This window comes from Micromonospora sp. NPDC049529 (genome assembly GCF_055586685.1).
In genome coordinates this window covers 352,588-377,978 of the sequence record NZ_JBVJHT010000010.1, presented here as the reverse complement: position 1 = coordinate 377,978, position 25,391 = coordinate 352,588, and the positions used below count along the sequence as shown (strand labels likewise).

Below are 25,391 nucleotides of genomic sequence, written 5' to 3'. Positions count from 1 at the left end.
TGAAGCAGACCAAGCCGGCCGGGGTTAAATCATAATTGGCACTGGCTTATCAAGCACCCTGTTGAGTTCTCAAAGAACAAACACACACCGAACCACTGTCCTCGACTTCGAAGACCGCCCTCGGGGCAACTCGCCTAACTTACCCGCCCGGTTTGGCGTTGTCAAGCCCGTGTCTTGGACTTTCTCCGCTTCATCCGAGTTTCCTCGCGCTCGCGCCCACCGTCGCAGGTGGTCGCTACTGTCCGAGGGAAACCTGCAGACCGGCCGATAGTCGCTCAGCGACACATCCGCCCGGCTCCTGCCGGCCTCAAGCACTCTACCCGGTTGGCTTCGCGATCTCAACCCGGCTCAGCCGGTAAGTCGCACCACCCGATCCCAGCCTCGCTCGGCGGTCACCCGCCACGACCCTGGATGCTCGCGGTTCCGGCCGTTTTGTCCGGTGTTCCGCTTGCAGAGAGAAAGTTACGCGAGGGACTCTCTCGAACGCAAATCAACGTCCATCACCACGTTGACGCGGCCGACGTGCCACAGTGGCAGCCATGGTTGCCGTACCTGAGGAACGCCGACTTGCCGCGGACGCCGTCGTCGGGCTGCTACTGCCGTTCTGGCAGCTGGTCATCGGCGGGCTCGTACTGCTGGCGCTGGTCATGTCGGTGCGCCGACTGGCTCGGCGCGGCCCCACCCGGATGACCACCGGCCTGCTCGTCACGGCCGCGGCCATCGTCGGGCTCGCGCTGATCGGAGTCTTTCTCGAAGGACACTAGGAAGCACCCGTGACGGGACAGCCCGGCCATCGGGCCGCAGAGGGATCGAATCGCCCACCCGCACCCCTGGACCACCCAACCGCCCCAGCAAGCACGCGTAGGGGTGTCAGAGCCGGCGGTTGGCCAGACTGGGCAGCTCCGTCCGGATGGTGTGCAGCCGGTCGAGGTCGAGATCCGCGAAGACCATGCCGACGGTGTCCGGCGCCTGGGCGATGACCGTCCCCCACGGGTCGATCACCATGCTCCGGCCGAAACAGGTCCGCCCCGGGTCGTGGTCGCCGATCTGGCCGGCCGCCGCCACGAAACACTGGTTCTCGATCGCCCGGGCACGCAGCAGCACCTCCCAGTGATCCCGTCCGGTGTGCACCATGAACGCGGCGGGGACCACCAGCAACTGCGCGCCGCCGGCAACGGCAAGCTGCCGGTAGAGCTCGGGGAAGCGCAGGTCGTAACAGATCGAGAGGCCCACGCGTACGCCGTCGACGGTGACGGTCACGGGTTCCGGCCCCGGAGCCACCCCGCTCGACTCCAGGTAGGAGACGCGACCGGGAATCTCCACGTCGTACAGGTGGATCTTGCGGTAGGTGGCGACCAGCTCGCCGGCACGGTCGAAGACCAGCGAGGTGTTGTAGGTGTGCTGCGGGTCGGGGCCGACCTCGTGGAACGACCCGGCATGCACGAAGATGCCGAGCCGGCGCGCGGCGGCGGCGAAGAACTCCGCGAACTCGCCGTCGATCGGCTCGGGCTTGGGTTGTCCGGCGGCCGGACCGAGATAGTCGACGTATTCCGGCAGGATCGCCAGGTCCGCCCCGGCGGCCGCTGCCCGGTCGAGCAGGTCGGACGCGGCGGCGAGGTTGGCTTGCCGGTCGGCGCGGGCGTTGAGCTGGCAGACGGCGACACGCATGAATGAAGCGTACGGGTCGCCGCCCACCTCAGGCCAGGCCTGCGCTCAGGCCGACTTCTCCTCGCGGTCACGCCGCCGCCGGCCGGTGAACTCCCGCGGCACGATGGTCGGATTGACGTTCTCCAGGACCACCTCACGGGTGATCAGGACCCTGGCGGCGTCGGGGTTGCTCGGGACCTCGTACATCACGGAGAGGAGAACCTCTTCCAGGATGGCGCGCAGTCCACGGGCTCCGGTGCCGCGCAGCATCGCCTGGTCGGCGATGGCGGCCAGCGCGGGCGGCTCGAATTCGAGCTCGACACCGTCGAGCTCGAACAGGCGTTGGTACTGCCGGACCAGGGCGTTACGGGGCTCGGTCAGGATCCGCACCAGTGCCTCACGGTCCAGGCTGCGGACGTTGGTGATCACCGGGAGCCGGCCGATGAACTCGGGGATCAGGCCGAACTTCAGCATGTCCTCCGGCATGACCTTGCCGAAGATGTCGTCGGTCGACCGCTCCGAGACCGCGCGCAGGTGGGCGCCGAAGCCGGTACCGCCCTGCCCGGTCCGGGACTCGATGATCTGGTCGAGGCCGGCGAAGGCGCCACCGCAGATGAACAGCACGTTGGTGGTGTCGATCTGGATGAACTCCTGGTGCGGGTGCTTACGGCCGCCCTGCGGCGGCACGTTCGCCACCGTGCCCTCGAGAATCTTGAGCAGGGCCTGCTGAACGCCCTCGCCCGAGACGTCCCGCGTGATCGACGGGTTCTCCGACTTCCGGGCGATCTTGTCGACCTCGTCGATGTAGATGATGCCGGTCTCGGCCCGCTTGACGTCGTAGTCAGCTGCCTGGATCAGCTTCAACAGGATGTTCTCGACGTCCTCGCCGACGTAGCCGGCCTCGGTCAGGGCGGTGGCGTCGGCGATGGCGAACGGGACGTTGAGCATCCGCGCCAGCGTCTGCGCCAGGTGGGTCTTGCCGCACCCGGTCGGGCCGATCAGCAGGATGTTCGACTTGGCCAGTTCGACCGCGTCGTTACCGGCGCCGGGTGCACCGGCCGCCTCTGCCTGGATCCGCTTGTAGTGGTTGTAGACCGCGACCGACAGGGCCTTCTTGGCCTGGTCCTGGCCGACCACGTAGTTGTCGAGGAACTGGCAGATCTCCATCGGCTTGGGAAGCTCTTCCCACTTCACCTCGCCGGACTCGGCCAGCTCCTCTTCGATGATCTCGTTGCAGAGGTCGATGCACTCGTCACAGATGTAGACCCCTGGGCCTGCGATGAGCTTCTTGACCTGCTTCTGTGACTTGCCACAGAAGGAGCACTTCAGTAGGTCGCCGCCGTCGCCGATCCGTGCCACCTACGTTCTCCCTGCGCTCATCGGCCGGATCAACCCGGCCCTGGCCTGAGGACGGTACGCCTCGTCGGTCTAGATCGCCCGCCGGACTGACCGGCGAAGCGGTGCAGACCCGACGTTACTCGCTGTCGGAGCATTCTCCGACCCCCAAAACCGGGTGTGTCCGGAGGCGGCCGGAGAATCCCTCCCGGCCACCCCCGAACCACGCCGGTCAGCTTGCGGCGTTCGCCGCGAGCAGCCCCTTCTTGCGGCTGGTCAAAATGGTGTCGACCAGGCCGTACTCGCGGGACTCCTCGGCCGTCATGATCTTGTCGCGGTCGATGTCCTTGCGGACCTTGTCGACCGGCTGGTTCGAGTGCCGCGAGAGCATCTCCTCCAGCTGGGTACGCATCCGCAGGATCTCCCGGGCCTGGATCTCGATGTCCGAGCCCTGCCCGTAGCCGCCCTCGGTGGCCGGCTGGTGGATGATGATGCGGGAGTGCGGCAGCGCCATCCGCTTGCCGGGCGTGCCCGCGGCGAGGAGCACCGCGGCCGCGCTGGCGGCCTGGCCGAGGCAGACCGTCTGGATGTCCGGACGGACGTACTGCATCGTGTCGTAGATCGCCGTCATCGCGGTGAACGAGCCACCCGGCGAGTTGATGTACATGATGATGTCGCGGTCCGGGTCGGTGCCCTCCAGCGTCAGCAGCTGGGCCATCACGTCGTTCGCCGACGCGTCGTCCACCTGGACACCGAGGAAGATGATCCGGTCCTCGAACAGCTTGTTGTACGGGTTCGACTCCTTGACCCCGTACGACGTGCGCTCGACGAACGACGGCAGCACGTAACGGTTGTGCACTGGTGCGAACTGCGGCGGCAGCGTCAGGTCAGTCATCGTCAAGCTCCTCAGCTCAGGGTCCCGGCGCCTTCCGGAACCTGCGTGGCTCCGGTGATCACCTTGTCGATGAAGCCGTAGTCCTTGGCCTCCGCCGCGGTGAACCAACGGTCCCGGTCGGAGTCGGCCTCGATGGCCGCCTGCTCCTGGCCGGTGTGGAACGCGACCCGCTCCTGGAACATCCGCTTCGTGTACAGCATCTGCTCGGCCTGGATCGCGATGTCCGACGCCGTGCCGCCCATCCCACCGGACGGCTGGTGCATCATGATCCGCGCGTGTGGGAGCGCGTACCGCTTGCCCTTGGTGCCGGCGCACAGGAGCAGCTGGCCCATGGACGCGGCCATGCCCATCGCGACCGTCGAGACGTCGTTGTCGATGAACTGCATCGTGTCGTAGATCGCCATGCCGGAGTAGACCGAGCCACCCGGCGAGTTGATCCAGAGGTTGATGTCGCGGTCGGGGTCCTCCGCGGCGAGCAGCAGCAGCTGCGCGCAGATGCGGTTGGCGACCTGGTCGGTCACCTCACTGCCCAGGAAGATGATGCGTTCCTTGAGCAGCCGGTTGTAGACCGAGTCGTCGAGGTTGCCAATCGAGTCCCCACCGCGGGCTTCGATCGCCCGCAGGGGCATCGCTGGGATGTTCATTTCGGTCATGGCAGCCCTTCGCTCTCCGTACCGTCTTACGCCGACACTAACCGCTGCGAGGGGTCCGAGCTTCCTCCTCCGGGCACTGTTCGCTCTCAGCGCAGCTACCCGCGGACGTACCCCGGAAGGGTTCCGGCCGCCGTGCGGGGGACCCGCGCGGCGGCCGGAGAACGCCCGTCGATCAGTGCTCGTGCGCGTGGTTGTGTTCCTCGTCGGCCGCCGCACGCAGCGCGTCGAGGCTGACCGGATTGCCCGCCGAGTCGGTGATCTTGATGCGGTCCATCACCGAGGCGAGCGCCTTGCCGCGCCGTACGTCGCCGAAGACCGCACCGGCGGTGCCGGAGCGGACCAGCTGGTCGTAGTACTGCTGCGGCGCCATTCCGGCCCGCTGTGCCCGGTGCACGATCTCGTGTCCGAATTCGTCGTCGGAGACCTGGACCTCCTCGGCGTCGGCCAGGGTGTCCAGCAGCAACTGCACCCGGACCCCCTCGGTCGCCGCCTCGGTCAGCTCGGTGTCGATCTGCTCCTCGGTCTTCTCCTCGGCGGCGAGGTACTCCTCCAGGGAGGCACCGATCCGCTCAAGCTGGTCGACCATGGCCTGCTTGCGGCTCTCCACCTCGTCGCGGACGACGCCGTCGGGCGCCGGCACGTCGGCGGCGTCGACGAGTTGCTTGAGCGCCTTGTCCCGGGCCGCGTAGATCTGCTCGACCTGCTTGTTCCGGGTGATCCGCTCCCGCAGGTCGTCGCGGAGCTGCTCCAGGGTGTCGAACTCGCTGGCGAGCTGGGCGAACTCGTCGTCCAGCTCGGGCAGCTCCTTCTCCTTGACGGTCCGCACGGTCACCGCGACGTCCGCGTCCTGGCCGGCGAAGTCGCCGCCGACCAGCTGGGTCACGAAGGTGGTCGAGTCGCCGGCCGAGAGGCCGACCAGGACCTCGTCCAGCCCCGGCAGGAGCTGCTTGCTGCCGACCTCGTGCGAGATGTTGGTCGCCGAACCGCCGGGGACCTCCTCGCCGTTGACCGTCGCCGCCAGGTCGATCTGGGTGTAGTCGCCGTCCTGGGCGGCCCGCTCGACCGTCTTGAGCGTGGCGAAGCGCTCGCGTAGGCCCTTGACCTGCTCGTCGACCTCGCTGTCGTCGATCTTCAGCTCGTCGACGGTCACCTCGACCGTGGTGAAGTCGGGCAGGGCGATCTCGGGCCGTACGTCGACCTCGGCGGTGAACTTCAGCGCGTCGCCGTCGTTGAACTCGGTGATCTCGACGTCGGGCCGACCGAGCGTCTTCACGTCGTGCTCACGGACGGCAGCCAGGATGTTCTCCGGGATGGCCTCCTGCACGGCCTCGTTCAGCACGGTGCCCCGACCGACCCGCTGGTCGATCACGTTCGACGGCACCTTGCCCTTGCGGAAGCCCGGGACGGTGACCTGCTGGGCGATCTCCCGGTACGCCTTCCTGAGGCTCGGCTCGAGCTCGGCGAACGGCACCTCGATGGCGAGCCGCACGCGCGTCGGGCTCAAAGTCTCGACGGTGCTCTTCACAGGCGTACTCCTTGACGGATCTCAGTCTTTGTCATGGGCGTGATTCAGCCCATCGAGTGTAGGCGAGCTGTCTGGAAGACCCTGCGGCGCCCGACACCGCGGTGGTGGATCACAGTCGGGGTGGCGGGATTTGAACCCACGGCCCCTCGCTCCCAAAGCGAGTGCGCTACCAAGCTGCGCCACACCCCGTGGCGACCAGCAGTGTATGCCGTCGGCGCCCACCCGCGCCGCCTGGTATCCGCCCGCCACGCCCGACCGCCTCGCACCGAACATCGTGAGCAGGCATTTTCACGATCCCGACGTACGCGAAGACGCCCGCTCGCCGCGCCCCGGCGGATACCGCTTCGCACTTCCCGGGGCCCTTCCGGTAAGCTGGGACCGTGCCACGGGTGACCGGGGCGCACGCGGGCGTAGCTCAATGGTAGAGCTTCAGTCTTCCAAACTGACTACGCGAGTTCGATTCTCGTCGCCCGCTCCGCGGATTCAGGCTGGTCAGCGCTTGATCAACTGATCATTTGGTCGATGAACTTCGTTGGATCGGCCGTCCTGGCAGGAAATGGTAGGGATCTTGGTTTCGTTACCCACCTGCCGCCGTGGAACCACCGCCGCCACTTCTGCGGTCGACTTCCCCACGGTCCCGATCAGGTGGCCATACGTGTCGCCGGTCAAGCTGATCTTGGAGTGACCGAGGCGCTTCGAGATCACCGCTATGTCCACGCCGGCCTCGATCTGCAACGACGCCGAGCCGTGCCGCAAATGATGTAGTGGGTGGAACGTCCGGAAGCCCGAACCGCCGGATGACGCGCTTGAAGGTCACGTACGCCAGCGCTGGGTCTACGGGTGCCCCATCGCCACTGGCGAAGACAAGGTTCTCGTCCCTGCGGTATGCCCGGTCGAGCGCAAGCCGCTCGGACGCCTGTTGCCGACGCCACCGCCCAACCTGACACCAATTTCACATCCTCTTGACGTTCTCCGCCGTGTATTGGGTCGTTAGGTCTCAACCGGAGAGGCTTTTGCATCGAGTCTCGCGCCGCATACATCTCCGCTGCTGGGGTGGTACCCCCGTTTACCCCCCGAAAACTGCCCCTAAGCGTTGACTACCGACAACAAATGATGAGCATCGCGGCGGCGTTTGTGCAGCTCAATGCCAAGATGCGACAAGCGATGACAAGCCCGTAGCCGTGACAGTCGAGAAGCGTAGGCCGACGGTTCGATTCCGTCAGGCGGCTCCAAGGCGACACTAAGGCCTCGGCAGGTTCTCGATCAGGCGTTGCGCGACCCGTCGGGCCCGTTTCAGGTCCGATACCGTCAGCGTGCTGCGATGCACGGCGTCGAATCCGAGCCGGTTGAGGTCGAGCGCGGCCCGACGGCAGGCGTCGTTCGCCCACCCCTTCGTCGCCGGATCATGACCGAGCACCGCGAGGCAGAAGCGGAAGTCCCGTAACCGTCGACCTGGCTTGTGTCCGGCCTGGCGACGACGGGCGTTGACTGCTTCGAGCCAGTCGACGCCGTAGTGGGCGACGAGGCGTTTCTCGAGTAATGGGGCCACGCGCCGGGCAGTTTCCTCGATCACGATCTCGACCTGGCGGGCCGCGGCGATCGCCCGTAGGTCCGTGTCGGTCTTCTCAACCGGCTGCGCATGTGCGGGTGGTGCCTGCAAAGGCGGCGCGGGAGCCGCTGACGGGCGCGGTACAGGAGACGCCGGAGGACGCGGCATCGGAGCTATCTGCGGGCGCGGTGAGGGAGGTGCCGGGTGGCACGGTGCGGAAGGCGTTTCACGGCGCGGGCCGTCTGACGCCAGGCGGTACGGCGGCGGTACGGCAAGCCGGAGGTTTCCCGTACCGGCGGCCGGCTGCGCCGGACCGCCGGGGCGGGACCGCTGGCCGGCTGCGGGCCGACCGCTTCGATCGGGTCGGACAGCTCCGGCCGGCCGGCCAACCGGAGCGGGCTGCGGTATGGGTACCGCCTCCCGCAGGGGCTCCCGTCCCTTCCGTGCTGGTGAACCGGACCGTGCCGCTGCCGAGAGGAACTCGACCGAACCCCGTAGCGGCGCCATGGTGAGCACGCCGACCGGGAAGGAGAGCAGCCATAGCGGCCGGAGTGCCTCGGCCGGGTCGGCGGCAGGCCAAGCGAGGAGCAGGGCGATGGTGCAGAAGCTGAGGAGCAGCAGCGAGGTCAAACCGGTCACCGGTACGACCGTGTGTAGCCGGGACGGCAGCCACTGCCACACGAGCGTGAGCGCCGCCGCCGGGCCGGACACCGCCGCGACGAGCACCGGACCCAACGCATCGTCGGGGTGCGCGACCAGCGTGCTGATCGCGTGGGTACCGGCACGGCCGACCATGGTCAGGGCGACTCCGCTCACGATCGCCAGCAACCAGCGCCGGGTGAGCCAGTTGGGCAATCCCGGCTGTGGCGTCACATCCATACCAGGCACTCCTCTCTGTGAATGGTCACCGCTCAGGTGGGGGCGTCGTCAGCCGCTCGGCGTCGCGCGGGCCGATCAGCCGCATGGCGAGCAGCCATTCGCAGAGTGGACGGCGGGCGTCGACCTCTCCCTCCAGGCCGAGTACGCCGGCTTCCACCAGCTGCTCACGGACCCGTTCGATACGGCGGACCACCTGGGTGCGGGTCAACCGGAGCCGCTCGGCGACCTCGTTGTAGGTGCGTGGGCGCGGATCGTAGTGCGGGTAGGGGCGCAGGTAGCCGGCGGCGAGTGCGACGAGTACCTCGCGTTGCCGTGGGGTGAGGACGGGTGCTTGGCTCCGGGTGCTCAGCGGGTCGAGGGGAGCCGGTGGGGGTGTCTCCGGGCGCCGTGCCGTCGGCGTCAGCACCAGGGCGTACGTCCAGAGCTGACCGGTGACCAGCACGGTGAGGTGGGGGTGATCGACGGCTCGTTCGCTGGACGGCCAGCCCGGCGCGGTGACCGGCAGCGGGGTGGCGAATCCGTGCGCGTCCACCACGTGCAGTGCCCGTTTCCGGCTCAGGTTGGTGAGCTGCCAGCCGCGCCCGTCGTGCCGCACCTGGCCGGCCAGCCGACTGATGCCGTTGTCGGTGGGGTCCAGGCACACGGTGCAGGAGCGGTCCCGGCCAAAGGTGAACAGATCCCCCGGGGTAAGCGGGAACTCCCGGTCGTCCACCCGAACCACCAGCCGGTCGGCGTCCACCCCGCTCACTGGACCAGGGTCGGAGTGGCGAAAGCCGTCGACGCCGAGCAGGAGAAGTCCACGCCGTCGTCCGCCTCTAGTCGGAGCCGGAAGCCCCCGGTCAGGTCGGCCTCGATAGTGCGGGTTTGCGCGAGTCCCACCGTCACGCTGGCCTTCTGGACCTCGTCGACATAGATGGTGAAGGTGCCCGAGCTGCCGGTTTTCGATTTGTCGTCCAGACCGACGATGCTGGTGAAACGGGTGTACCGCCGGCCGAGGTTGTACTCGACGTTGATGCCGCACGAGCTCACCAGGCTCTCCTGGTAGGTCCGACCATCGATGGTGGCCCGGCGGAAATCCACGTCGCCGAGGGCCTCCAGTGAGGTGAGCGGGACGGTCTTCGCCCCCGGCTGGCTCGTCCCTGAAGGCGATGGTGTGGCGGTCGCCGACGGGGACGGGGCGGGTGGTGCGGTCGGGGTGCCCGGTGCGGCGCCTGGCGCCGACGAGAGGGTGTCACCGGCGCCCGCCACTGTCGGCGTCGATGTCCCGCCCTCGGTGCCGGAGGGGGCGCCCTTGTCCGAGTCGCCGGTCAGGGCGGCCACCGCCACGCCACCCGCCAGCAGGACGAGGGTGAGGGCGGCTCCCGCCACCGCCAGCCACCAGGGTCGTGCAGGGATACCCCCACTGGCGGGGGCACCCGGACGACCGGAGGGCACTGCGGAACCGGGCGGGCCCGGGACGACGCCGCCCGGATGCAACGGGGCGAAGCCGGCCGGGTTCAGGGTGGTGGTCGAGGCGTGCAACCGCAGCCCGCGTACCCACTCCCCGGCCGCCGGCCGGTCGACCGGGTCGTCGACGAACATCCGGAGAGCGTGGTCGAGCAGCGCCGGTTGGCCGAAGACCTGACCGAGGCCGGCGGCCAGGGCGCTCCGGGTGGCGGGCGGGTGCTCACCGGTGAGCAGGTAGTAGGCGAGACCGCCGAAGGCGTACCGGTCCGAGGCCGGGCTGTATTCACCGTTGCGTAGCACCTCCGGGGCGATGTAGCCCTGGGTGCCGGCGGGGAGGTTGGTGACGTGCCGGGCCATCCGGAACAGCCCGAAGTCGACGAGTACGGACTGTCCGTCGGAATTGACGATGACATTGGCCGGGCTGATGTCGCCGTGGACCACGGGACGCGCAGACGGCGTCGCCTTCCCCGAATGCAACCAGTCCAGTACATCGGCGATCTGGGCGAGACAGGTGAACACCGCTGGTCGATGCGAAGGGCCGCTATGCGCGGGTGCCCAGTCCCGCAGGTCCTGTCCCTCTACCCAGTTCATCACGAGGTAGAGCGCGCTCCCGGAGACGTCCGACTCCCCAGCCGGGTGCATCCGCGGACCCTCGAAGGCGCAGTGCACCCCGACCACTCCCGGATGCCGGATCAACCTGAGTAGGTCGGCCTGTTCGGTCCACCTGCTGCGCCAGGTCGTCCGATCCTCGTGCGTCGCCCGGAGCACCTTGACGGCTACCTGCTCACGCTCGGCGCCCAGGGCGATGTCGGCCTGCCACAATTCCGCCTCGCCACCCCCGCCGATCTGGCGCCGGAGTCGGTACTTGTCCGGCTCCTCGACCGGACCGACGAAGAATGCGGTGGCGGACCTGCTCATCACGACTCCTAGTGGAATTCTTTTCCCGACCCACTAAGCCTTCCGCATCACGACCAGTTAGTCCACGGGTAGCCCTACCCTCGACAACGAGGACTTGACCGATCCACGAACCGCGCCCAGATCGCGGGCAGCTCATCGCTCCGGGCACGATTGTCGTCAAGTAAGTACGGGCGCTGTTGCAGCTCACTGGCGGGATTTGGTCACGCTAAGGGGCCTCTCGCAACTCGATCAAGGCTGTTGCCCATGATCTGGTGTTTCGTAATTGAGATCATTTACATGCTTTGGTGTTACTTAATGCTGTTGACGCTGGTTCGTGGGTTTGACATGGGAGCAGCGGGCAGGGTTGTCCAGGGTGGTCGGTGACCGGTCGGTGGACGCGGTGGTGGCTTGACGGGCGCGGATGGTGTTGTGGCGGGATGAGGGCTGCACCGCCGTCGCGGTCCTGGCCTCGGCGTCGCGTCCGACGGTGAACACCTGGGTACGCCGCTACCACGCCTGCCGGCCTCGCTGGTCTCGCCGACCGGCCTCGGCCGGGTAGCCGGCCGTCGTGCCCGGTCCGGTCAGCGCGCGGATCCTCGCTTTGGACCCGGATGACCCCGTCGGGGGGGGTGACCGGCCTGTCGCAGGAGGCGGGAAGAGTCTCGGGCCGTTGGCAACGGCGGTACAGCTTCTCATGGCATGAGGCGTGTTGTCCCGGACTGCAACCGCGTCGACTTACCCGGAGCTTTTGAGGTCGTCAAGCGTGCAGTGGAAGCGGGCGAACTTGAGATGCTCGCCACCCACATCCTAGAGAAGGAGATTGCGGCGATACCGGCTACGGAGAGGCGATCCAAGCTGCAAACGATCATTGCTCTCGCCCGCCGCGTACCTACGAGGGCCTTCATCCTCGACGCGTACAGGCTTGACCAGGCGCGGTTGGGTGCCGACGATGACGAGTTGATTGAGATCCTGCGTTCACACAACCCTGGTCTCAAGAACATCAACGACGCCCTGATCGCCTCCGCCAGCCCGTATGAGGGTGCGCACTCGTGACGAACGAGAAGCGTTTGCGTGGGAGGGCTCGCGAACTGGGGGGCGAGGTCCTCTACTCGACCGAACTCCTAGACGAGCTGGGGTACGGCCTACGCCCTGAATAAGGGCCCTCGGGCAGACTCAAAGCAAAGTCAGTTGATCACGGACGGGATGCTTTGAGCAGGGGCAGGATGAGTCCCTTGTTGCCGTGGTTGCGTTCCAGCACTTCTTTGATCTTGGTGTGCCCGGCGAGTCGGATGAGCCCGATGGCGAGATTGCGCAGCATTGCCATACCGTGAGCGACGGCGCCGGCGTAGCCGTGATGGTGGTCTTCGGCGAACAGGACGTCCCGCGCCCAGTGAATCTTGTTCTCGATCCGCCAATGGTGGCGTATGCAGCGGGCAAGTTGGGTGGCAGTCGTTTTCTCGCTGGTCAGGCTGGCGACGAGCATTCGCTCCCACTGCCGCTGCCGCCCTGGGTGAACTGTGGCCGCAGACCGAACGAGACGCCACCCACGCCCAACAACTGCACGCCAACACCACCCGCGTGCACACGACCACCGGCGCCCTGCTGTGGAACCAGGACGACGGCGGCCACCTTGTCCTGTTCCAAGCCGGCAACAGACTCGGCGACACCGGCCTCGTCACCGCCGCCGCAGACTACTTCCACAACATGTGCACCACCGCCTACCCGGTGGTAGGGATCTTGGTAGGAAACCATCCGGGATCACCCGACCGGCCCCGCGACGCACCGGTACGAGACCGAGACGAAACAGCAGGTCGATGGCACCTCGCGGGACCGGTCGGGATTCCGTGGGATGGTCGTCTTGCTGCTTCCAAACTGACTACGCGAGTTCGACCCGCTCCACAGCTCCCGGCCCAGGTCAGCGGCATGATCGCCGTACCTGGGCCGTTCTGTTTCCCGCTAACCGAGCGGGGTGTGCACGGCGGCCAGGTAGGCGAGGGCCTCGGCGCTGCGGGTGCCGGGCTCCGGCGTACCGACGAGCAGTTGCTGGCCGGGGGCGTCGCGGACGTCGAAGGTCTGGTAGGTCAGCTCGATCCGCCCGACGTCCGGGTGGTGGAAGACCTTGAACAGGCGGCTCAGGCCGTGCACGGTGTGGTCCGCCCAGAGGGTGCGGAACTCCGGCGAGGAGTGCCGCAGATCGGCGACGAGCGCCCGGATCTCCGGGTCGTCCGGGAAGAGGCCGGCGTTGAGCCGCAGCGCGTGCACGACGTTCTCGGTCAGGGTCGGCCAGTCCAGGAAGACGGTGCGCGCCCGCGCATGCTCGAACAGCACCCGCACCATGTTCGTCGCGCCCGCGAACGGGGAGAGCAGCGCGGCGGCGACGCCGTTGGTGGCGAGCACCTCGAACGCGGGGCTGAGCACGTACGCGGCGGAGGTGGGGAAGGCGTCCAGCAGGCGCAGCAGCGCGGGGTGGACCAGGTCGCGGGAGCGGTCCGGGCCGAGGCTGGGATTGAGCCCGGCGAGCCGGAAGAGGTGGCCCCGGGTGTCCCGGTCGAGCCGCAGGGCCCGTCCGATCGCCTCCAGAACCTGCGGTGACGGGTGGCGCTCGCGGCCCTGTTCGAGCCGGGCGTAGTAGTCGACGCTCACGCCGGCGAGCACCGCGACCTCCTCGCGGCGCAACCCGGCCACCCGGCGGTCGCCACCCGCGCGCAGCCCGACGTCGCCGGGATCGACGCGGGCGCGGTGGGCCCGGAGGAACTCGCCGAGCCCGTTCCTGGTGGCGGACATGTCAACCAGCGTAAAACGCCTGGTAGGAGGCCTGCCAGGGTGCCGTACTCCCCGGAAGAGGCGGCCTTCTCCGGTACGGCGGAGAGCGCGAGGCTGGATCGGCGGCGGGATGTCCCCCCGTCAACCCACCCTCACGCTGGAGTTCTCCCATGTCGCAACTGTCGACCGGCACCACCTTCACGATGACGATCGGCGGGGTCGCGGTGCCCGGCACGTCGTCGTTCGACGTGATCGACCCCGCCGACGGGTCCGTCGCCGCCACCGCGCCCGAGTGCACCCGCGAACAGCTGGACGCGGCCGTGGCCGCCGCCCGGGCTGCCCGTACCGGCTGGGCGGCCGTGCCGTTCGAGCAGCGGCAGCGGCTGCTGCTGCGGATGGCCGACGTGGTCGACGCCCACCTGGACGAGTTGAGCCGGCTCGTCACCACGGAGCAGGGCAAGCCGCTGGAGATCGCGGCGGGCGAGGTCGCCGGACTGGGCTACTGGCTGCGCGAGACCGCCGCGCTGACGCTGCCGGAGACGGTGAACGAGGACAGCGCGCAGCGGCGTTCGGTGACCCGGCGGGTGCCGCTGGGCGTGGTGGCGGCGATCACGCCGTGGAACTACCCGATGGGGCAGCTCTCCTTCAAGCTCGGCCCGGCGCTGCTGGCCGGCAACACGGTGGTGGTGAAGCCGTCGGCGTACACGCCGCTGTCCACGCTGCGGCTGGGCGAGCTGCTGCGCGAGGTGCTGCCGGCGGGCGTGGTCAACATCGTGTCGGGCAGCGGCGACCTGGGTTCCTGGCTCAGCGGGCACCCGGACATCGACAAGATCAGCTTCACCGGATCCACCCGGACCGGGCGGGCGGTGATGGCCGGCGCCGCCCCGGCCCTGACCCGGATCACCCTGGAACTGGGCGGCAACGACCCGGCGATCGTCCTGCCGGACGTGGACGTAGCGAGCACCGCCGAGAAACTGTTCTGGGCGGCGTTCAGCAACACCGGGCAGATCTGCCTGGCGGCCAAGCGGGTCTACATCCACGACGACATCTACGACGAACTCGTCCGGGCGCTGGCCGCGTACGCCGCGACCGTGCGGGTCGGCGACCCGACGCAGGAAGGGGTACGACTCGGCCCGGTGTCCAACCGCCGGCAGTACGAGACCGTGCTGGACCTGATCGACGACTCCCGGCGGCAGGGGCACACCTTCCTCACCGGCGGCACACCCGAGCCGGGGCCGGGCTTCTTCGTCCCCGTGACCCTGGTCGACAACCCGCCGGAGGACTCCCGGATCGTCCGGGAGGAGCAGTTCGGCCCGGTCCTGCCGCTGCTGCGGTACAGCGACGTCGACGACGTGGTGGTGCGGGCGAACGCCGGCGAGTACGCCCTCGGCGCCTCGGTCTGGTCGGCCGATCCCGACGCGGCGCTCGCCGTCGCCGAGCGGCTCGACGCCGGCACCGTCTGGGTGAACGAGATCATGCACCTCACCCCGCAGGTCGGCTTCGGCGGCCGCAAGCAGTCCGGCATCGGCATGGAGAGCGGCCGGGACGGGCTGATCGAGTTCACCGAGGCGCAGACCATCACCGTCCGACACGACACCACCCCGACCGCCTGACCCGCGAAATCCCGCTCGATCCCGGTTCGACCTGCCTCCGAGGCCGCTGGAGCACGCTGCGCTCCAGCGGCCGACGGAGGCCGACCCCGGCGGGGAGCCGCCGGGGTGAGGTGTCGGACAGCGAGGGGTTGGCATGGTGAGGTTCGGCTACAAGGCGTCCGCTGAACAGTTCGGACCACGGGAACTGCTGGACTTCGCGATCCTGGCGGAGGAACAGGGGTTCGACTCGGTCTTCGTGAGCGACCATCTCCAACCGTGGCGGCACGACGGCGGACACGCACCCGCCGCGCTGCCCTGGCTCGGCGCGCTGCTGGCCCGTACCGAACGGGTCATCCTCGGGACCAGTGTGCTCACGCCGACCTTCCGGTACCACCCGCTGATCGTCGCCCAGGCCTTCGCCACGCTCGGCTGCCTGGCGCCGGGTCGGGTCGTGCTCGGCCTCGGATCCGGCGAAGCGCTCAACGAGGCGCCGCTCGGCATCAGCTGGCCGGAACCCCGGGAACGGTTCGCCCGGCTGAAGGAGGCGGTCGCCCTGATCCGGCAGCTCTGGTCCACCGAGCGGGTCACCTTCGACGGTGACTTCTTCCGGACCGACCGGGCCACCGTCTACGACCGGCCGGACGAACCCGTACCGATCTACATCGCCGGCGCCGGCCCGAGCGCCAGCCGGCTGGCCGGCCGGGTCGCCGACGGCTTCGTCTGCACCAGCGGCAAGGACCCCGAGTTGTACGCCGGAACGCTGCTACCGGCGGTTCGGGCGGGAGCGGCGGACGCCGGACGATCCGCCGACGAACTCGACCTGATGATCGAGATCAAGGTGTCGTTCGACCGTGACGCCGAGCGGGCACTGCGCGACACCCGGCACTGGGCCGCACTGGCACTCACCCCGCAGGAGAAGACCGGGGTCGACGATCCACGCGAGATGCAGCGCCGGGCGGACGCGTTACCGGTGCACCGCGCGGCCAGCCGATGGATCGTCTCCACCGACCCGGAGGAACACGCCAACCGGGTACGGCACTACCTCGACCTGGGCTTCCGCCACCTCGTGTTCCACTCCCCCGGCCCGGACCAGGCGCGCTTCCTGAAGATCTACAGCGACGAGGTGCTGCCCCGACTGCGGTCGTGACCGTACGCCCACCGTCCTTCGAGTCGTACTCAAGCGGGCGGCCGCAGGCTGTCCTCACCGTCGGCGTGGTCCCCAGTACGAACCACGCCGCGTTCGGCGAAGGGAACGTACCGCGATGCTCTGCTCAACGAAGGGACGGCACTCGTGACCCGACGGGTGGTCATCACCGGTCTCGGCGTCCGCACCCCGGGGGCGGCCGGGACGAAGGAGTTCTGGGACCTGCTCTCCGCCGGTCGAACCGCGACCCGCACGATCTCCCTGTTCGACGCCACACCGTTCCGCTCCCGTACGGGTGGCGAGTGCGACTTCGACCCGGTCCTCGAAGGACTGACGCCACGGGAGATCCGCCGGATGGACCGGGCCACCCAGTTCGCCGTCGTCTGCGCCCGCGACGCGGTCCGGGACAGCGGACTGGACCTGGCGACGACCGATCCGTACCGCCTGGGCGTGAGCCTGGGCAGCGCGGTCGCGGCGGCGACCAGTCTGGAGCGCGAGTATCTCGTGCTCTCCGACAGTGGTCGGCAGTGGCTGGTCGACCCGGACTACCTCTCCCCGCACATGTTCGACTACCTGATTCCCAGCGTGATGCCGGCCGAGGTGGCCTGGACGGTGTCGGCCGAGGGGCCGGTGACGCTGGTGTCCAACGGTTGCACCTCCGGGCTGGACGCGGTGAGCTACGCCGGCGCGTTGATCCGCGAGGGCTCGGCGGACGTGATGCTCGCCGGTGCCACCGACACGCCCATCACCCCGATCGTGGTCGCCTGCTTCGACGCGATCAAGGCGACCACGCCCCGCAACGACGACCCCGAGCACGCGTCCCGGCCGTTCGACGCGTCGCGCAGCGGATTCGTCCTCGCCGAGGGCGCCGCCATGTTCGTGGTCGAGGAGTACGAGCGGGCACGCCGGCGCGGCGCGCACATCTACGCCGAGATCACCGGATCGGCCACCCGGTGCAACGCGTACCACATGACCGGGCTGAAGCAGGACGGGCGGGAGATGGCCGAGGCGATCCGGGTCGCGCTCGACGAGTCGCGGGTCGACCCGACCGCGGTGCACTACGTCAACGCGCACGGCTCCGGCACGAAGCAGAACGACCGGCACGAGACGGCGGCCTTCAAGCGCAGCCTGGGCAACCACGCGTACCAGGTGCCGATCAGCTCCATCAAGTCCATGGTGGGTCACTCCCTGGGTGCCATCGGCTCGATCGAGATCGCCGCCTGCGTACTCGCGATGGAGCACGGTGTGGTGCCGCCGACCGCGAACCTGCACACACCCGACCCCGAGTGCGACCTCGACTACACCCCGCTGACCGCCCGCGAGCAGCGGATCGACACCGTGTTGACGGTCGGCAGCGGCTTCGGTGGCTTCCAGAGCGCGATGGTGCTCCGCAAACCGGACGTCGTGACGGCATGAACGTACAGCTTCGCAGCGATCGGGTCCTGGTCACCGGCATCGGCGTCGCGGCGCCGACCGGCCTCGGCCTGGCGCCGTTCTGGGCCGCCGCGCTCGCCGGACGCAGCGGCGTCGCGCCGCTCACCCGTTTCGACTCGTCGGGCTACCCGGCCCGGCTGGCCGGTCAGATCCTCGACTTCGACGCGGCCGCGCACCTGCCCGGTCGGCTGCTCCCGCAGACCGACGTGTCGACCCGGTTCGCGATCGCCGCCGCCGACTGGGCGCTGGCCGACGCGGCCGTCCCGCCCGGCGCGCTGCGCGACTACGACATGGGCGTGATCACCTCGAACGCGTCCGGTGGATTCGACTTCACCCACCGGGAGTTCCGCAAACTCTGGTCGCAGGGGCCCCGGACGGTCAGCGTCTACGAGTCCTTCGCCTGGTTCTACGCGGTCAACACCGGTCAGATCTCGATCCGCAACGGACTGCGCGGGCCGGGGTGCGCCCTGGTCGCCGAGCAGGCCGGCGGGCTCGACGCGATCGGGCACGCCCGGCGTACGGCACGGCTGGGCACCCCACTGGTGGTCACCGGGGGCGTGGACTCCTCGTTCGACCCGTGGGGCTGGGCGTCACACCTGTCCACCGGTCGGGTCAGTACCGCCTCCGACCCGCGTCGGGCGTACCTGCCGTTCGATGCCGAGGCCGCCGGTTACGTGCCGGGCGAGGGTGGCGCGATGCTCGTACTGGAGCGCGTCGACGCCTGGCGACGGCGTGGTGCGCGGCAGGTCTACGGCGAGATCGCCGGCTACGCGTCCACTTTCGACCCGCCGCCGGACTCGGGGCGCCCGAGCGGGCTGGGCCGGGCGGCGGAGTTGGCACTGACCGACGCCGGGCTGCCGGCGAGCGCCGTCGACGTGGTGTTCGCCGACGCGGCCGGGGTGCCCGAGTCCGACCGGGTCGAGGCCGCCGCGATCAGCGACCTGTTCGGACCGTACGGGGTGCCGGTGACCGTGCCGAAGGCGCTGACCGGTCGCCTCTACTCCGGTGGTGGACCGCTGGACGTCGTCTCGGCGCTGCTCTGCATCCGGGACGGGATCATCCCGGCGACCGCGAACACCACCCTGGTGCCGCCGGAGTACGGGATCGACCTGGTCCGGGAGGAGCCGAGAACCGGCCCGGTCTCCGTCGCCCTCGTGCTGGCGCGCGGCCGGTGGGGCTTCAACTCGGCGGTGGTGGTCACCTCGGCCCCCGAAGCATGACCGAGCCGTCGAGACCGAGTTGCCGAGACCGAGTTGCCGAAATCTGATCACGAAGGAGACGTACATGAGCACGATGACCATCGACGACCTGCGCGGGATCCTGGTCGACTGCGCCGGCACAGACGACACGACCGACCTGTTCGGTGAGATCACCGACCGGACCTTCGAGGAGTTGGGCTACGACTCGCTCGCCCTGATGGAGACGGCCGCCCGGATCCAGCAGCAGTACGGCGTCCAGGTCGCCGACGAGGTCCTGCTCGAGGTCAAGACACCGGGCGCACTGCTCGAACTGGTCAACTCCGCCACCGGTCCGGCCTAGGCCCCACCGGTGCGTGGTCGGGTCGGGCACGCCCCGCGTCAGCCCCGTGGACCCGAATCCGTCACCGTCCCCACACAACGGGAGATGTTCGCTGATGAGTGAGCCCGTACCACACAACGCCGAACACGTCCGGCTGGTCTCCGGGCCGGCGCAACACGCCTACGACCTGGTGGCCGACGTGACCCGCTGGCCGGTCATCTTCGGACCGACCGTACACGTGCACCATCTCGGCCGGAATGGTGAGCAGGAACGCTTTCAGCTCTGGGCCCTGGTCAACGACGAGGTCGCGACCTGGACGTCGCGGCGGACGCTCGACCCGGACGGGCTGCGGATCCGGTTCCAGCAGGAGCGCAGCCAGGCTCCGGTCGCCTCGATGGGTGGCGAGTGGCTGTTCCATCCGGGGCCGGAGGGGCAGACCGAGATACTGCTGCGGCACCGGTACACGGCGACCGACGAGGACTCGGCCGAGTGGATCGACCAGGCGCTGCACCGCAACAGCCTGGCCGAACTCGCCGCCCTCGGCCGGATCATCGACCTGCCCGACGCGGTGGACGACATCGTGTTCTCGTTCGCGGACACCGTCGAGATGCCCGGCCTGGTCGCGGACGCGTACGAGTTCATCGACCGGGCCGACCAGTGGCCGGCCCGGCTGCCGCACGTCAGCCGGGTGGTGTTGCGGGAGGACCGGCCCGGCGTCCAGCGGCTGGAGATGGACACGGTGACGGCGACCGGCGACACCCACACCACCAACTCGGTCCGGGTCTGCCAGCCGATGGAGACGATCGTCTACAAGCAGGTGGTCCCGCCGTCGCTGCTGCTCGGCCACAGCGGGTCCTGGACGTTCGCCCAGGACGGGGACCGGGTGCGGGTGACGGCCCGGCACACGGTGGCGATCGATCCGACGGCGATCGCGGACCGGCTCGGCCCCGAGGTGACGTTGGCGCAGGCCCGGACGCAGGTCCGCGACGCGCTCGGTGGGAACAGCCGGGCCACGCTGACCCACGCCGGTACGTTCACCGCCGCCCGCCAGGCGGCTCGGCAGGGTACCGGGACCAACCGGGGTTCCGGGCGATGACCAGCAGCAACGTGATCATCGGCGGCTCGCGGTCCATCCCGAGGCTGGCGGAGGTGGCCGACCGGGTCTACGCGTACACGCAGCCCAACGGCGGGTGGTGCCTGAACAACGCGGGGCTGCTCGTGGGCGCCGAAACCACCGTGGTCGTCGACACGGCCGCCACCCACCGGCGGGCGAGCCGGCTGCGCCGGACGGTGGATCTGCTGAGTCCGGGGCCCGGCCGCACGTTGGTCAACACCCATCACCACGGTGACCACACCTTCGGCAACTCCGTGTTCGGTCCCGGTACGACCATCGTCGCCCACGACCTGGCCCGCACCGAGATGGCCGCGACCGGGACGGCGCTGACCCGGCTCTGGCCGGACGTGGAGTGGGGAGAGGTCCGGCTCGCCCTGCCGACCGTGACGTTCCACGACAGTCTGACCCTGCACCTGGCCGATCGGGTGGTGGAGCTGATCCACGTCGGACCGGCGCACACCACGAACGACGTGGTGGCCTGGCTGCCCGTGGAACGGGTGCTGTTCGCCGGTGACGTCCTGCTCTCGGGCTGTACGCCGTTCAACCTCATGGGGTCGATCGCCGGCTCGCTGCGGGCCGTGGACAGGTTGCGGGCGTTGCGGCCACGCACGGTGGTGCCCGGCCACGGTCCGGTGTGCGGCCCCGAGGTGCTGGACCAGACCGAGGCCTACCTGCGGTGGGTCACCGCGCTGGCGGCACAGGGTCAGGAGGCCGGCTGGAGTCCGCTTCGGGCGGCGCGGGAGGCGGGTGCCGGTCCCTTCGCCGACCTGCTGGATCCGGAGCGGACGGTGGGCAATCTGCACCGGGCCTACGACGAGCGACTGGGCGGGGATCGGGGGCGGCCGCTCGACGTCGTGTCGATCTTCGGTGAGATGGTCGACTTCAACGGGGGCCGGCTGCCGACCTGCCTGGCCTGAGCCCCGGGTGCCCGGCCGGACCGGAAGATCGCCGTCGGCCGTCGCTTTCGATCGCCATTACCGAAAGTCGGCCGGCGGATTTCCGGTGCGCTACGTCACAGATCGCATTCTCAGGAATCACTCATGAATGAATTCCGGCACCGGCACGACCCCCGCTGATGGACGGTGTCCAAATTCCGACATTCCAGCGACAACCAATAACAACCGTCACGGCTAGCAGGCGTTTCGGCCCAAAGGATCATTGTGCGGCTACGGCAGTCCCGAATGGGACTGCCGATTCTGCTTGCTGGCCGGTTGCGCCGAGGTACATAATTTGCCAGGGCAGGTTATGCGAGTACGACCGCATGGGATCCGAGCGGGACACACCGCGGACAGATCATTTCATTCAGGACCGGAAGGTTCATTCGATCTCCTCATCGGCCACCATTCAGCACGCCGGTTCCCGATCATTCGATGAACGAAAGGTATCCATATCGGAATATGACGCACCCGTAGCAGGCCGGTAATTTCGATGAAACAACGGGGAGAAACCATGCGCTTCAATCTTCTGGGGCCACTCGAAATCACCACCGACGACGCGCGTACGATCCGGCTGAGCACACCCAAGGTATGCCAGGTCCTGGCACTACTGCTGATGCGCCCGAACGAGATCGTCAGCGTGGACGCCCTCCTGATGGAACTCTGGGGGGACGCGCCGCCCCGGAGCGCGGTCACCACACTGCAAACCTATATCTACCACGCGCGGAGGATCTTCGCCCGCGAGGGACTGGGACCCACGGATTGGGAACTGCTGATCACCCGCCCGCCGGGATACCTTATCAGAGTCGCCGATCACGAGGTCGACGCCACGGTCTTCACCCAACTGACGAAGCAGGGTCGGACACTGCTCGAAGAGGGGCAACTCGACGAAGCGTCACGGACTCTGCGTACGGCACTCGATCTTTGGCGGGGCGGGGCATTGGGCAACATTCCCGCCGGGGACGTACTCAAGGGTCAAATCACTCATCTGGAAGAACTCAAGATTATGGCCATCGAGCTCCGAATCGAGACGGAAAAACGGCTGGGCCACTATCGCGAGTTGATTCCCGAATTGCGGGCACTGGTCAGCACCTATCCCCTGAACGAATGGTTCCACGCACAGCTCATCGTCGCGCTCGACCGGTCGGGGCGCCGGGCCGAGGCGGTGCAGTCGTACCACCACCTGCGGCGGGTGCTCGACGACGAGCTGGGGCTGCTGCCCACCCCGGAGATCCAGGAGCTACAGCACGAGCTGCTCAACGCCGGACACCGGCCGCGGCCCACGCACAGCTCGGCGGCGTACTTCGACTTCTCGACGCCGTCCTCGTAGCCCGATTGCCGTGACCCGACCCCGGCGGTCGCCGACCCGCGGCCGGACCGGAGCCGTTCCTCCTGCCAGGTCGAGTAGACGTCGAGTCCCACTCGAGCACCGGCTGCCACCGTGACCCACACATGCAGGCCCAGCGGTGGTCGCCCGCCGGTACGCCCAACAGCCGTACCGGCGGCCGACGTCGCCGATCGCGGCGCGTCGCGAACCACTCGCCACGCAGCGCCTGCTCGGTCGCGCAGGAGGTAGCGAGCATGTCCGGAAAGCCACCGACACCACCGGGACTACTGGCGGCGTCGCAGCAGGTCGCCGAGATCGCGGCCAAGCGGGCAACCGAGGCGGAAGCCGAACGACGGCTGCACCCCGAGGTCATCGACGCGGTGATCGACGCGGGCTTCGCCCGCCACTTCGTCCCGTCCCGGTGGGGCGGTGACGCCGGCACGTTCGTCGAGTTGGTCCAGGCCGTCGCGACCGTCGGCGGCAGCTGCGCCTCGGCGGCCTGGTACGCCTCGCTCACCGCCAGCCTCGGTCGGATGGCGGCGTACCTTCCGGTGCAGGGGCAGCGGGACATCTGGGCCGACGGCCCCGATCCGCTCATCGTCGGCGCACTCATGCCGCTCGGCCGGGCCGAACCGGTCGACGGCGGCTGGCGGATCAGTGGCAAGTGGCCGTTCGTGAGCGCGGTCGACTTCTCCCGGTGGGCCCTGGTCTGCGCCATGGCGAGCACCGACGGGGCACCGCAGGCCAGGTTCTTCGCCGTGCCGCGCACCGCGTACGGGATCGTCGACACCTGGTTCAACGTCGGGATGCGGGCGACCGGGAGCAACACGCTCGTGCTGGACGACGTGTTCGTACCGGCACAGCGCTCGTTCGCCCGGGACGCGATCGCGGCCGGCACGGCCGTCGACGCGACCGCGCTGTGCCACCGGGTGCCGCTGCGGGCGGCCAACGGTCTGGCGTTCGCCGCCCCGATCCTGGGCGCGGCGACCGGCGCACTGAACCTGTGGATCTCCTGGATCGCCGAGAAGACCGCCACCGCGCCCACCGGCACCACCGGCGCCGGTTCCACCTACCACCTGGCGCTGGCCCGCAGCGCCGGTGAGATCGACGCCGCCCGGCTGCTGCTGGAACGGACTGCGGCGACCGCCGACCGGGGCGCCGTCAGCGCGCCGGACGAGGCCCGGAACACCCGTGACTGCGCGCTCGCCACCGAACTGCTGGTGACCGCGGTCGACCGGTTGTTCCGTACGGCCGGCACCCGCGCCCAGACCGACACGAACGCGCTGCAACGGGCCTGGCGGGACGTCAACGCCGCCGCCAGCCACATCGTGCTCCAGTTCGAACCCGCCGCACAGCTGTACGCCAGCCAGGTAATGACCCGGGTCTGACCGGACCCCCGGTCCCCTAGCAGGAGGTAGACATGTTCGCCATCGACCAGCCCGACGCCCAGTTCATCGCGATCGTCACGCTCCGGGTCGACGGCCCGGACAGCCAGCGCAAGCTGGTGGACCTGCTGGTCCGGGACGTCGAGGAGTGGGTGCGCTACTGCCCCGGTTTCATCTCCGCCAACTACCACGCCAGCACCGACGGCACCCGACTGGTCAACTACGCGCAGTGGGAGAGCGAGGAGGCGTACCGCCAGTCGTTCCGGGACAACACGCGCGCTCTCGCGCTGCGCGAGGCGATCAGCAACATGCCCGGAGTGGCGCCGCCGGAGATGACCGGCTACACGCTCGTCCGCAGCGTCGAGCGCGCCACCGCACCCGCCTGACCCGGCCGTCCCTCCGGGCATCCGCGCGGCGCCGCCGGCCCCCACTCGAACCGGGCTTTGCCGATCGTCAAGCGAGTCTCGATCCGCTGCTGGGAGCGTACGCGCCGTACCACCGAACACATTCGACACCACCCGGAACGACCTTCGGAGAGGACAAAATGATCATCAAATCGACGTGGCTTCGGGGCCTGGCCGTCGCGGCCACGCTCGCACTGGCCGCGACCGGCGCCTCCGCCGTGCCGGCCGCCGCGCAGACGCGGGGCGGGAACCCGCCGGTCACCACCCCGGTACCGGTCGGCTACAGCTGCTTCGTCACCTTTCCGGGCGGGGACACGATCGTCCCGTTCAGCCTCACCTTCACCACCACCGCGCCGGCCACGGTGGCGCCGTACCAGGTGTTCAGCGTGAAGCTGGACCCGCAGGTGTGGACGCCGGACCCGACGTTCAACATCGACGTCAACTCGGTCAAGGTGAAGTACCGGCTGCCGAGCAACGCCTGGTTCCTCTGGTACCAGCTCTCCGGTGGCAGCAACCTCGGCAACACGCCGCCGACCGTGCAGGTCGACCCGCTCGGCCACACGCTGTCGCTGACCGTCGCCGGCCCGCTGCCGGCGAGCGTGCCGTTCGACCTGCCGACCGTCACCGTCCACCTGCTCGCCGGCGCGTCCGGGGTGGCCGAGACCGCCACCGGCGGCACCAGTCTCACCGACCCGTCCTGGAGCTGGGTCCGTACCGACCTGGAGGGCGTGAAGCGGCCGTTCGACTGCAACCCGAACACCCCGGTGGTGTTCACCCGGACCACCATCACCCCGTGACACCGGCACCGCCGGGCCGGGCGTACCCGTGACGGACGCGGGGGGGGGGGGGGGGGCGGCGAAAGCCGCAAGGGCAGGCACGAACCCTAAAAACCCAAGAGAAAAAACACGACCGAGAAAGAAAGACAAGAAGGAAAAGAGAGAAGACACGA

24 protein-coding genes, 2 tRNA genes and 1 pseudogene are annotated in these 25,391 nt (G+C 68.9%); 14 read left to right on the top strand and 13 right to left on the bottom strand.

What is annotated here, in order from left to right; translation table 11 throughout:
• Window positions 1–539: 539 nt before the first annotated feature.
• The gene (locus ACZ6QQ_RS20070) at window positions 540–764 is read left to right on the top strand and encodes a hypothetical protein (RefSeq protein ID WP_465877958.1); all 225 of its coding nucleotides are present in this window, start codon (window positions 540–542) and stop codon (window positions 762–764) included.
• A gap of 106 nt (window positions 765–870) precedes the next feature.
• On the opposite strand, the gene ACZ6QQ_RS20065 is transcribed toward ACZ6QQ_RS20070, so the two are convergent.
• The 6 genes from ACZ6QQ_RS20065 to ACZ6QQ_RS20040 all read right to left on the bottom strand — a co-directional run bounded on the left by ACZ6QQ_RS20065 (window position 871) and on the right by ACZ6QQ_RS20040 (window position 6,244).
• Complete coding sequence (locus ACZ6QQ_RS20065) at window positions 871–1,668, bottom strand: carbon-nitrogen hydrolase family protein (protein ID WP_465877957.1); 798 nt, start codon at window positions 1,666–1,668, stop codon at window positions 871–873.
• Between the two features lie 45 nt (window positions 1,669–1,713).
• Entirely contained in the window at window positions 1,714–3,006 is a 1,293-nt protein-coding gene (gene clpX / locus ACZ6QQ_RS20060) for an ATP-dependent Clp protease ATP-binding subunit ClpX (RefSeq protein ID WP_465877956.1), read from the bottom strand.
• Window positions 3,007–3,214: 208 nt separating this feature from the next.
• On the bottom strand, window positions 3,215–3,877 hold the full coding sequence (locus tag ACZ6QQ_RS20055; RefSeq protein ID WP_121156500.1) for an ATP-dependent Clp protease proteolytic subunit: 663 nt from the start codon (window positions 3,875–3,877) through the stop codon (window positions 3,215–3,217).
• Window positions 3,878–3,888: 11 nt separating this feature from the next.
• The gene (locus ACZ6QQ_RS20050) at window positions 3,889–4,530 is read right to left on the bottom strand and encodes an ATP-dependent Clp protease proteolytic subunit (protein ID WP_465877955.1); all 642 of its coding nucleotides are present in this window, start codon (window positions 4,528–4,530) and stop codon (window positions 3,889–3,891) included.
• Between the two features lie 172 nt (window positions 4,531–4,702).
• Window positions 4,703–6,055, bottom strand: a complete 1,353-nt coding sequence (tig, locus tag ACZ6QQ_RS20045; RefSeq protein ID WP_465877953.1) for a trigger factor — start codon at window positions 6,053–6,055, stop codon at window positions 4,703–4,705.
• A 115-nt stretch (window positions 6,056–6,170) separates the two neighbouring features.
• Window positions 6,171–6,244, bottom strand: a tRNA-Pro gene (locus ACZ6QQ_RS20040).
• 215 nt (window positions 6,245–6,459) lie between these two features.
• Here ACZ6QQ_RS20040 and ACZ6QQ_RS20035 point away from each other — a divergent pair.
• Window positions 6,460–6,530, top strand: a tRNA-Gly gene (locus tag ACZ6QQ_RS20035).
• Window positions 6,531–6,547: 17 nt separating this feature from the next.
• Here ACZ6QQ_RS20035 and ACZ6QQ_RS20030 read toward each other — a convergent pair.
• From ACZ6QQ_RS20030 to ACZ6QQ_RS20015, 4 genes and pseudogenes are all read right to left on the bottom strand, one after another.
• A pseudogene (locus ACZ6QQ_RS20030) lies at window positions 6,548–6,817 on the bottom strand (tyrosine-type recombinase/integrase); the annotation flags it as partial.
• A gap of 478 nt (window positions 6,818–7,295) precedes the next feature.
• Window positions 7,296–8,477, bottom strand: a complete 1,182-nt coding sequence (locus tag ACZ6QQ_RS20025; RefSeq protein WP_465877952.1) for a hypothetical protein — start codon at window positions 8,475–8,477, stop codon at window positions 7,296–7,298.
• Window positions 8,478–8,508: 31 nt separating this feature from the next.
• On the bottom strand, window positions 8,509–9,231 hold the full coding sequence (locus ACZ6QQ_RS20020; RefSeq protein WP_465877950.1) for a hypothetical protein: 723 nt from the start codon (window positions 9,229–9,231) through the stop codon (window positions 8,509–8,511).
• Window positions 9,228–10,847 (bottom strand): protein kinase domain-containing protein, encoded by a 1,620-nt coding sequence (locus ACZ6QQ_RS20015; RefSeq protein WP_465877949.1) that lies wholly within the window; start codon window positions 10,845–10,847, stop codon window positions 9,228–9,230. Before ACZ6QQ_RS20015 ends, ACZ6QQ_RS20020 begins: the two co-directional genes overlap by 4 nt.
• A 678-nt stretch (window positions 10,848–11,525) precedes the next feature.
• Between ACZ6QQ_RS20015 and ACZ6QQ_RS20010 the strand changes: the two genes are divergently transcribed.
• Window positions 11,526–11,879, top strand: coding sequence for a hypothetical protein (locus ACZ6QQ_RS20010; RefSeq protein WP_465877947.1), 354 nt, complete (start codon window positions 11,526–11,528; stop codon window positions 11,877–11,879).
• 139 nt (window positions 11,880–12,018) lie between these two features.
• On the opposite strand, the gene ACZ6QQ_RS20005 is transcribed toward ACZ6QQ_RS20010, so the two are convergent.
• The 3 genes from ACZ6QQ_RS20005 to ACZ6QQ_RS19995 all read right to left on the bottom strand — a co-directional run bounded on the left by ACZ6QQ_RS20005 (window position 12,019) and on the right by ACZ6QQ_RS19995 (window position 13,610).
• Window positions 12,019–12,309: a transposase gene (locus ACZ6QQ_RS20005; RefSeq protein ID WP_465877946.1), complete on the bottom strand. Its 291-nt coding sequence runs from the start codon at window positions 12,307–12,309 to the stop codon at window positions 12,019–12,021.
• Window positions 12,291–12,578: a hypothetical protein gene (locus ACZ6QQ_RS20000; protein WP_465877944.1), complete on the bottom strand. Its 288-nt coding sequence runs from the start codon at window positions 12,576–12,578 to the stop codon at window positions 12,291–12,293. Before ACZ6QQ_RS20000 ends, ACZ6QQ_RS20005 begins: the two co-directional genes overlap by 19 nt.
• Before the next feature lie 204 nt (window positions 12,579–12,782).
• A complete protein-coding gene (locus ACZ6QQ_RS19995; RefSeq protein ID WP_465877943.1) occupies window positions 12,783–13,610 on the bottom strand; it encodes a helix-turn-helix transcriptional regulator in 828 nt (275 codons plus the stop codon).
• A gap of 149 nt (window positions 13,611–13,759) precedes the next feature.
• Here ACZ6QQ_RS19995 and ACZ6QQ_RS19990 point away from each other — a divergent pair, with 149 nt between their 5' ends.
• The 11 genes from ACZ6QQ_RS19990 (at window position 13,760) to ACZ6QQ_RS19940 (ending at window position 25,239) form a co-directional block, all read left to right on the top strand.
• Window positions 13,760–15,202, top strand: a complete 1,443-nt coding sequence (locus ACZ6QQ_RS19990) for an aldehyde dehydrogenase family protein (protein WP_465877942.1) — start codon at window positions 13,760–13,762, stop codon at window positions 15,200–15,202.
• Between the two features lie 133 nt (window positions 15,203–15,335).
• Window positions 15,336–16,328: a glucose-6-phosphate dehydrogenase (coenzyme-F420) gene (gene fgd, locus ACZ6QQ_RS19985; RefSeq protein WP_465877941.1), complete on the top strand. Its 993-nt coding sequence runs from the start codon at window positions 15,336–15,338 to the stop codon at window positions 16,326–16,328.
• 144 nt (window positions 16,329–16,472) lie between these two features.
• Window positions 16,473–17,741: a beta-ketoacyl-[acyl-carrier-protein] synthase family protein gene (locus ACZ6QQ_RS19980; RefSeq protein WP_465877940.1), complete on the top strand. Its 1,269-nt coding sequence runs from the start codon at window positions 16,473–16,475 to the stop codon at window positions 17,739–17,741.
• Window positions 17,738–18,979 carry a ketosynthase chain-length factor gene (locus ACZ6QQ_RS19975; protein ID WP_465877939.1) on the top strand — a complete coding sequence of 414 codons (1,242 nt, stop codon included), beginning with the start codon at window positions 17,738–17,740 and terminating at the stop codon, window positions 18,977–18,979. The genes ACZ6QQ_RS19980 and ACZ6QQ_RS19975 overlap by 4 nt, the downstream gene beginning before the upstream one ends.
• A gap of 64 nt (window positions 18,980–19,043) precedes the next feature.
• Window positions 19,044–19,298 carry an acyl carrier protein gene (locus ACZ6QQ_RS19970; protein ID WP_465877938.1) on the top strand — a complete coding sequence of 85 codons (255 nt, stop codon included), beginning with the start codon at window positions 19,044–19,046 and terminating at the stop codon, window positions 19,296–19,298.
• A gap of 94 nt (window positions 19,299–19,392) precedes the next feature.
• Window positions 19,393–20,373: an aromatase/cyclase gene (locus ACZ6QQ_RS19965; protein ID WP_465877937.1), complete on the top strand. Its 981-nt coding sequence runs from the start codon at window positions 19,393–19,395 to the stop codon at window positions 20,371–20,373.
• Window positions 20,370–21,308 carry an MBL fold metallo-hydrolase gene (locus ACZ6QQ_RS19960; protein WP_465877936.1) on the top strand — a complete coding sequence of 313 codons (939 nt, stop codon included), beginning with the start codon at window positions 20,370–20,372 and terminating at the stop codon, window positions 21,306–21,308. The genes ACZ6QQ_RS19965 and ACZ6QQ_RS19960 overlap by 4 nt, the downstream gene beginning before the upstream one ends.
• Before the next feature lie 511 nt (window positions 21,309–21,819).
• On the top strand, window positions 21,820–22,656 hold the full coding sequence (locus tag ACZ6QQ_RS19955; protein WP_465877935.1) for an AfsR/SARP family transcriptional regulator: 837 nt from the start codon (window positions 21,820–21,822) through the stop codon (window positions 22,654–22,656).
• A 251-nt stretch (window positions 22,657–22,907) separates the two neighbouring features.
• A complete protein-coding gene (locus ACZ6QQ_RS19950; RefSeq protein WP_465877934.1) occupies window positions 22,908–24,041 on the top strand; it encodes an acyl-CoA dehydrogenase family protein in 1,134 nt (377 codons plus the stop codon).
• Between the two features lie 32 nt (window positions 24,042–24,073).
• Entirely contained in the window at window positions 24,074–24,424 is a 351-nt protein-coding gene (locus tag ACZ6QQ_RS19945; protein WP_465877933.1) for an antibiotic biosynthesis monooxygenase family protein, read from the top strand.
• A 158-nt stretch (window positions 24,425–24,582) separates the two neighbouring features.
• A complete protein-coding gene (locus ACZ6QQ_RS19940; protein WP_465877932.1) occupies window positions 24,583–25,239 on the top strand; it encodes a hypothetical protein in 657 nt (218 codons plus the stop codon).
• Window positions 25,240–25,391: the final 152 nt, after the last annotated feature.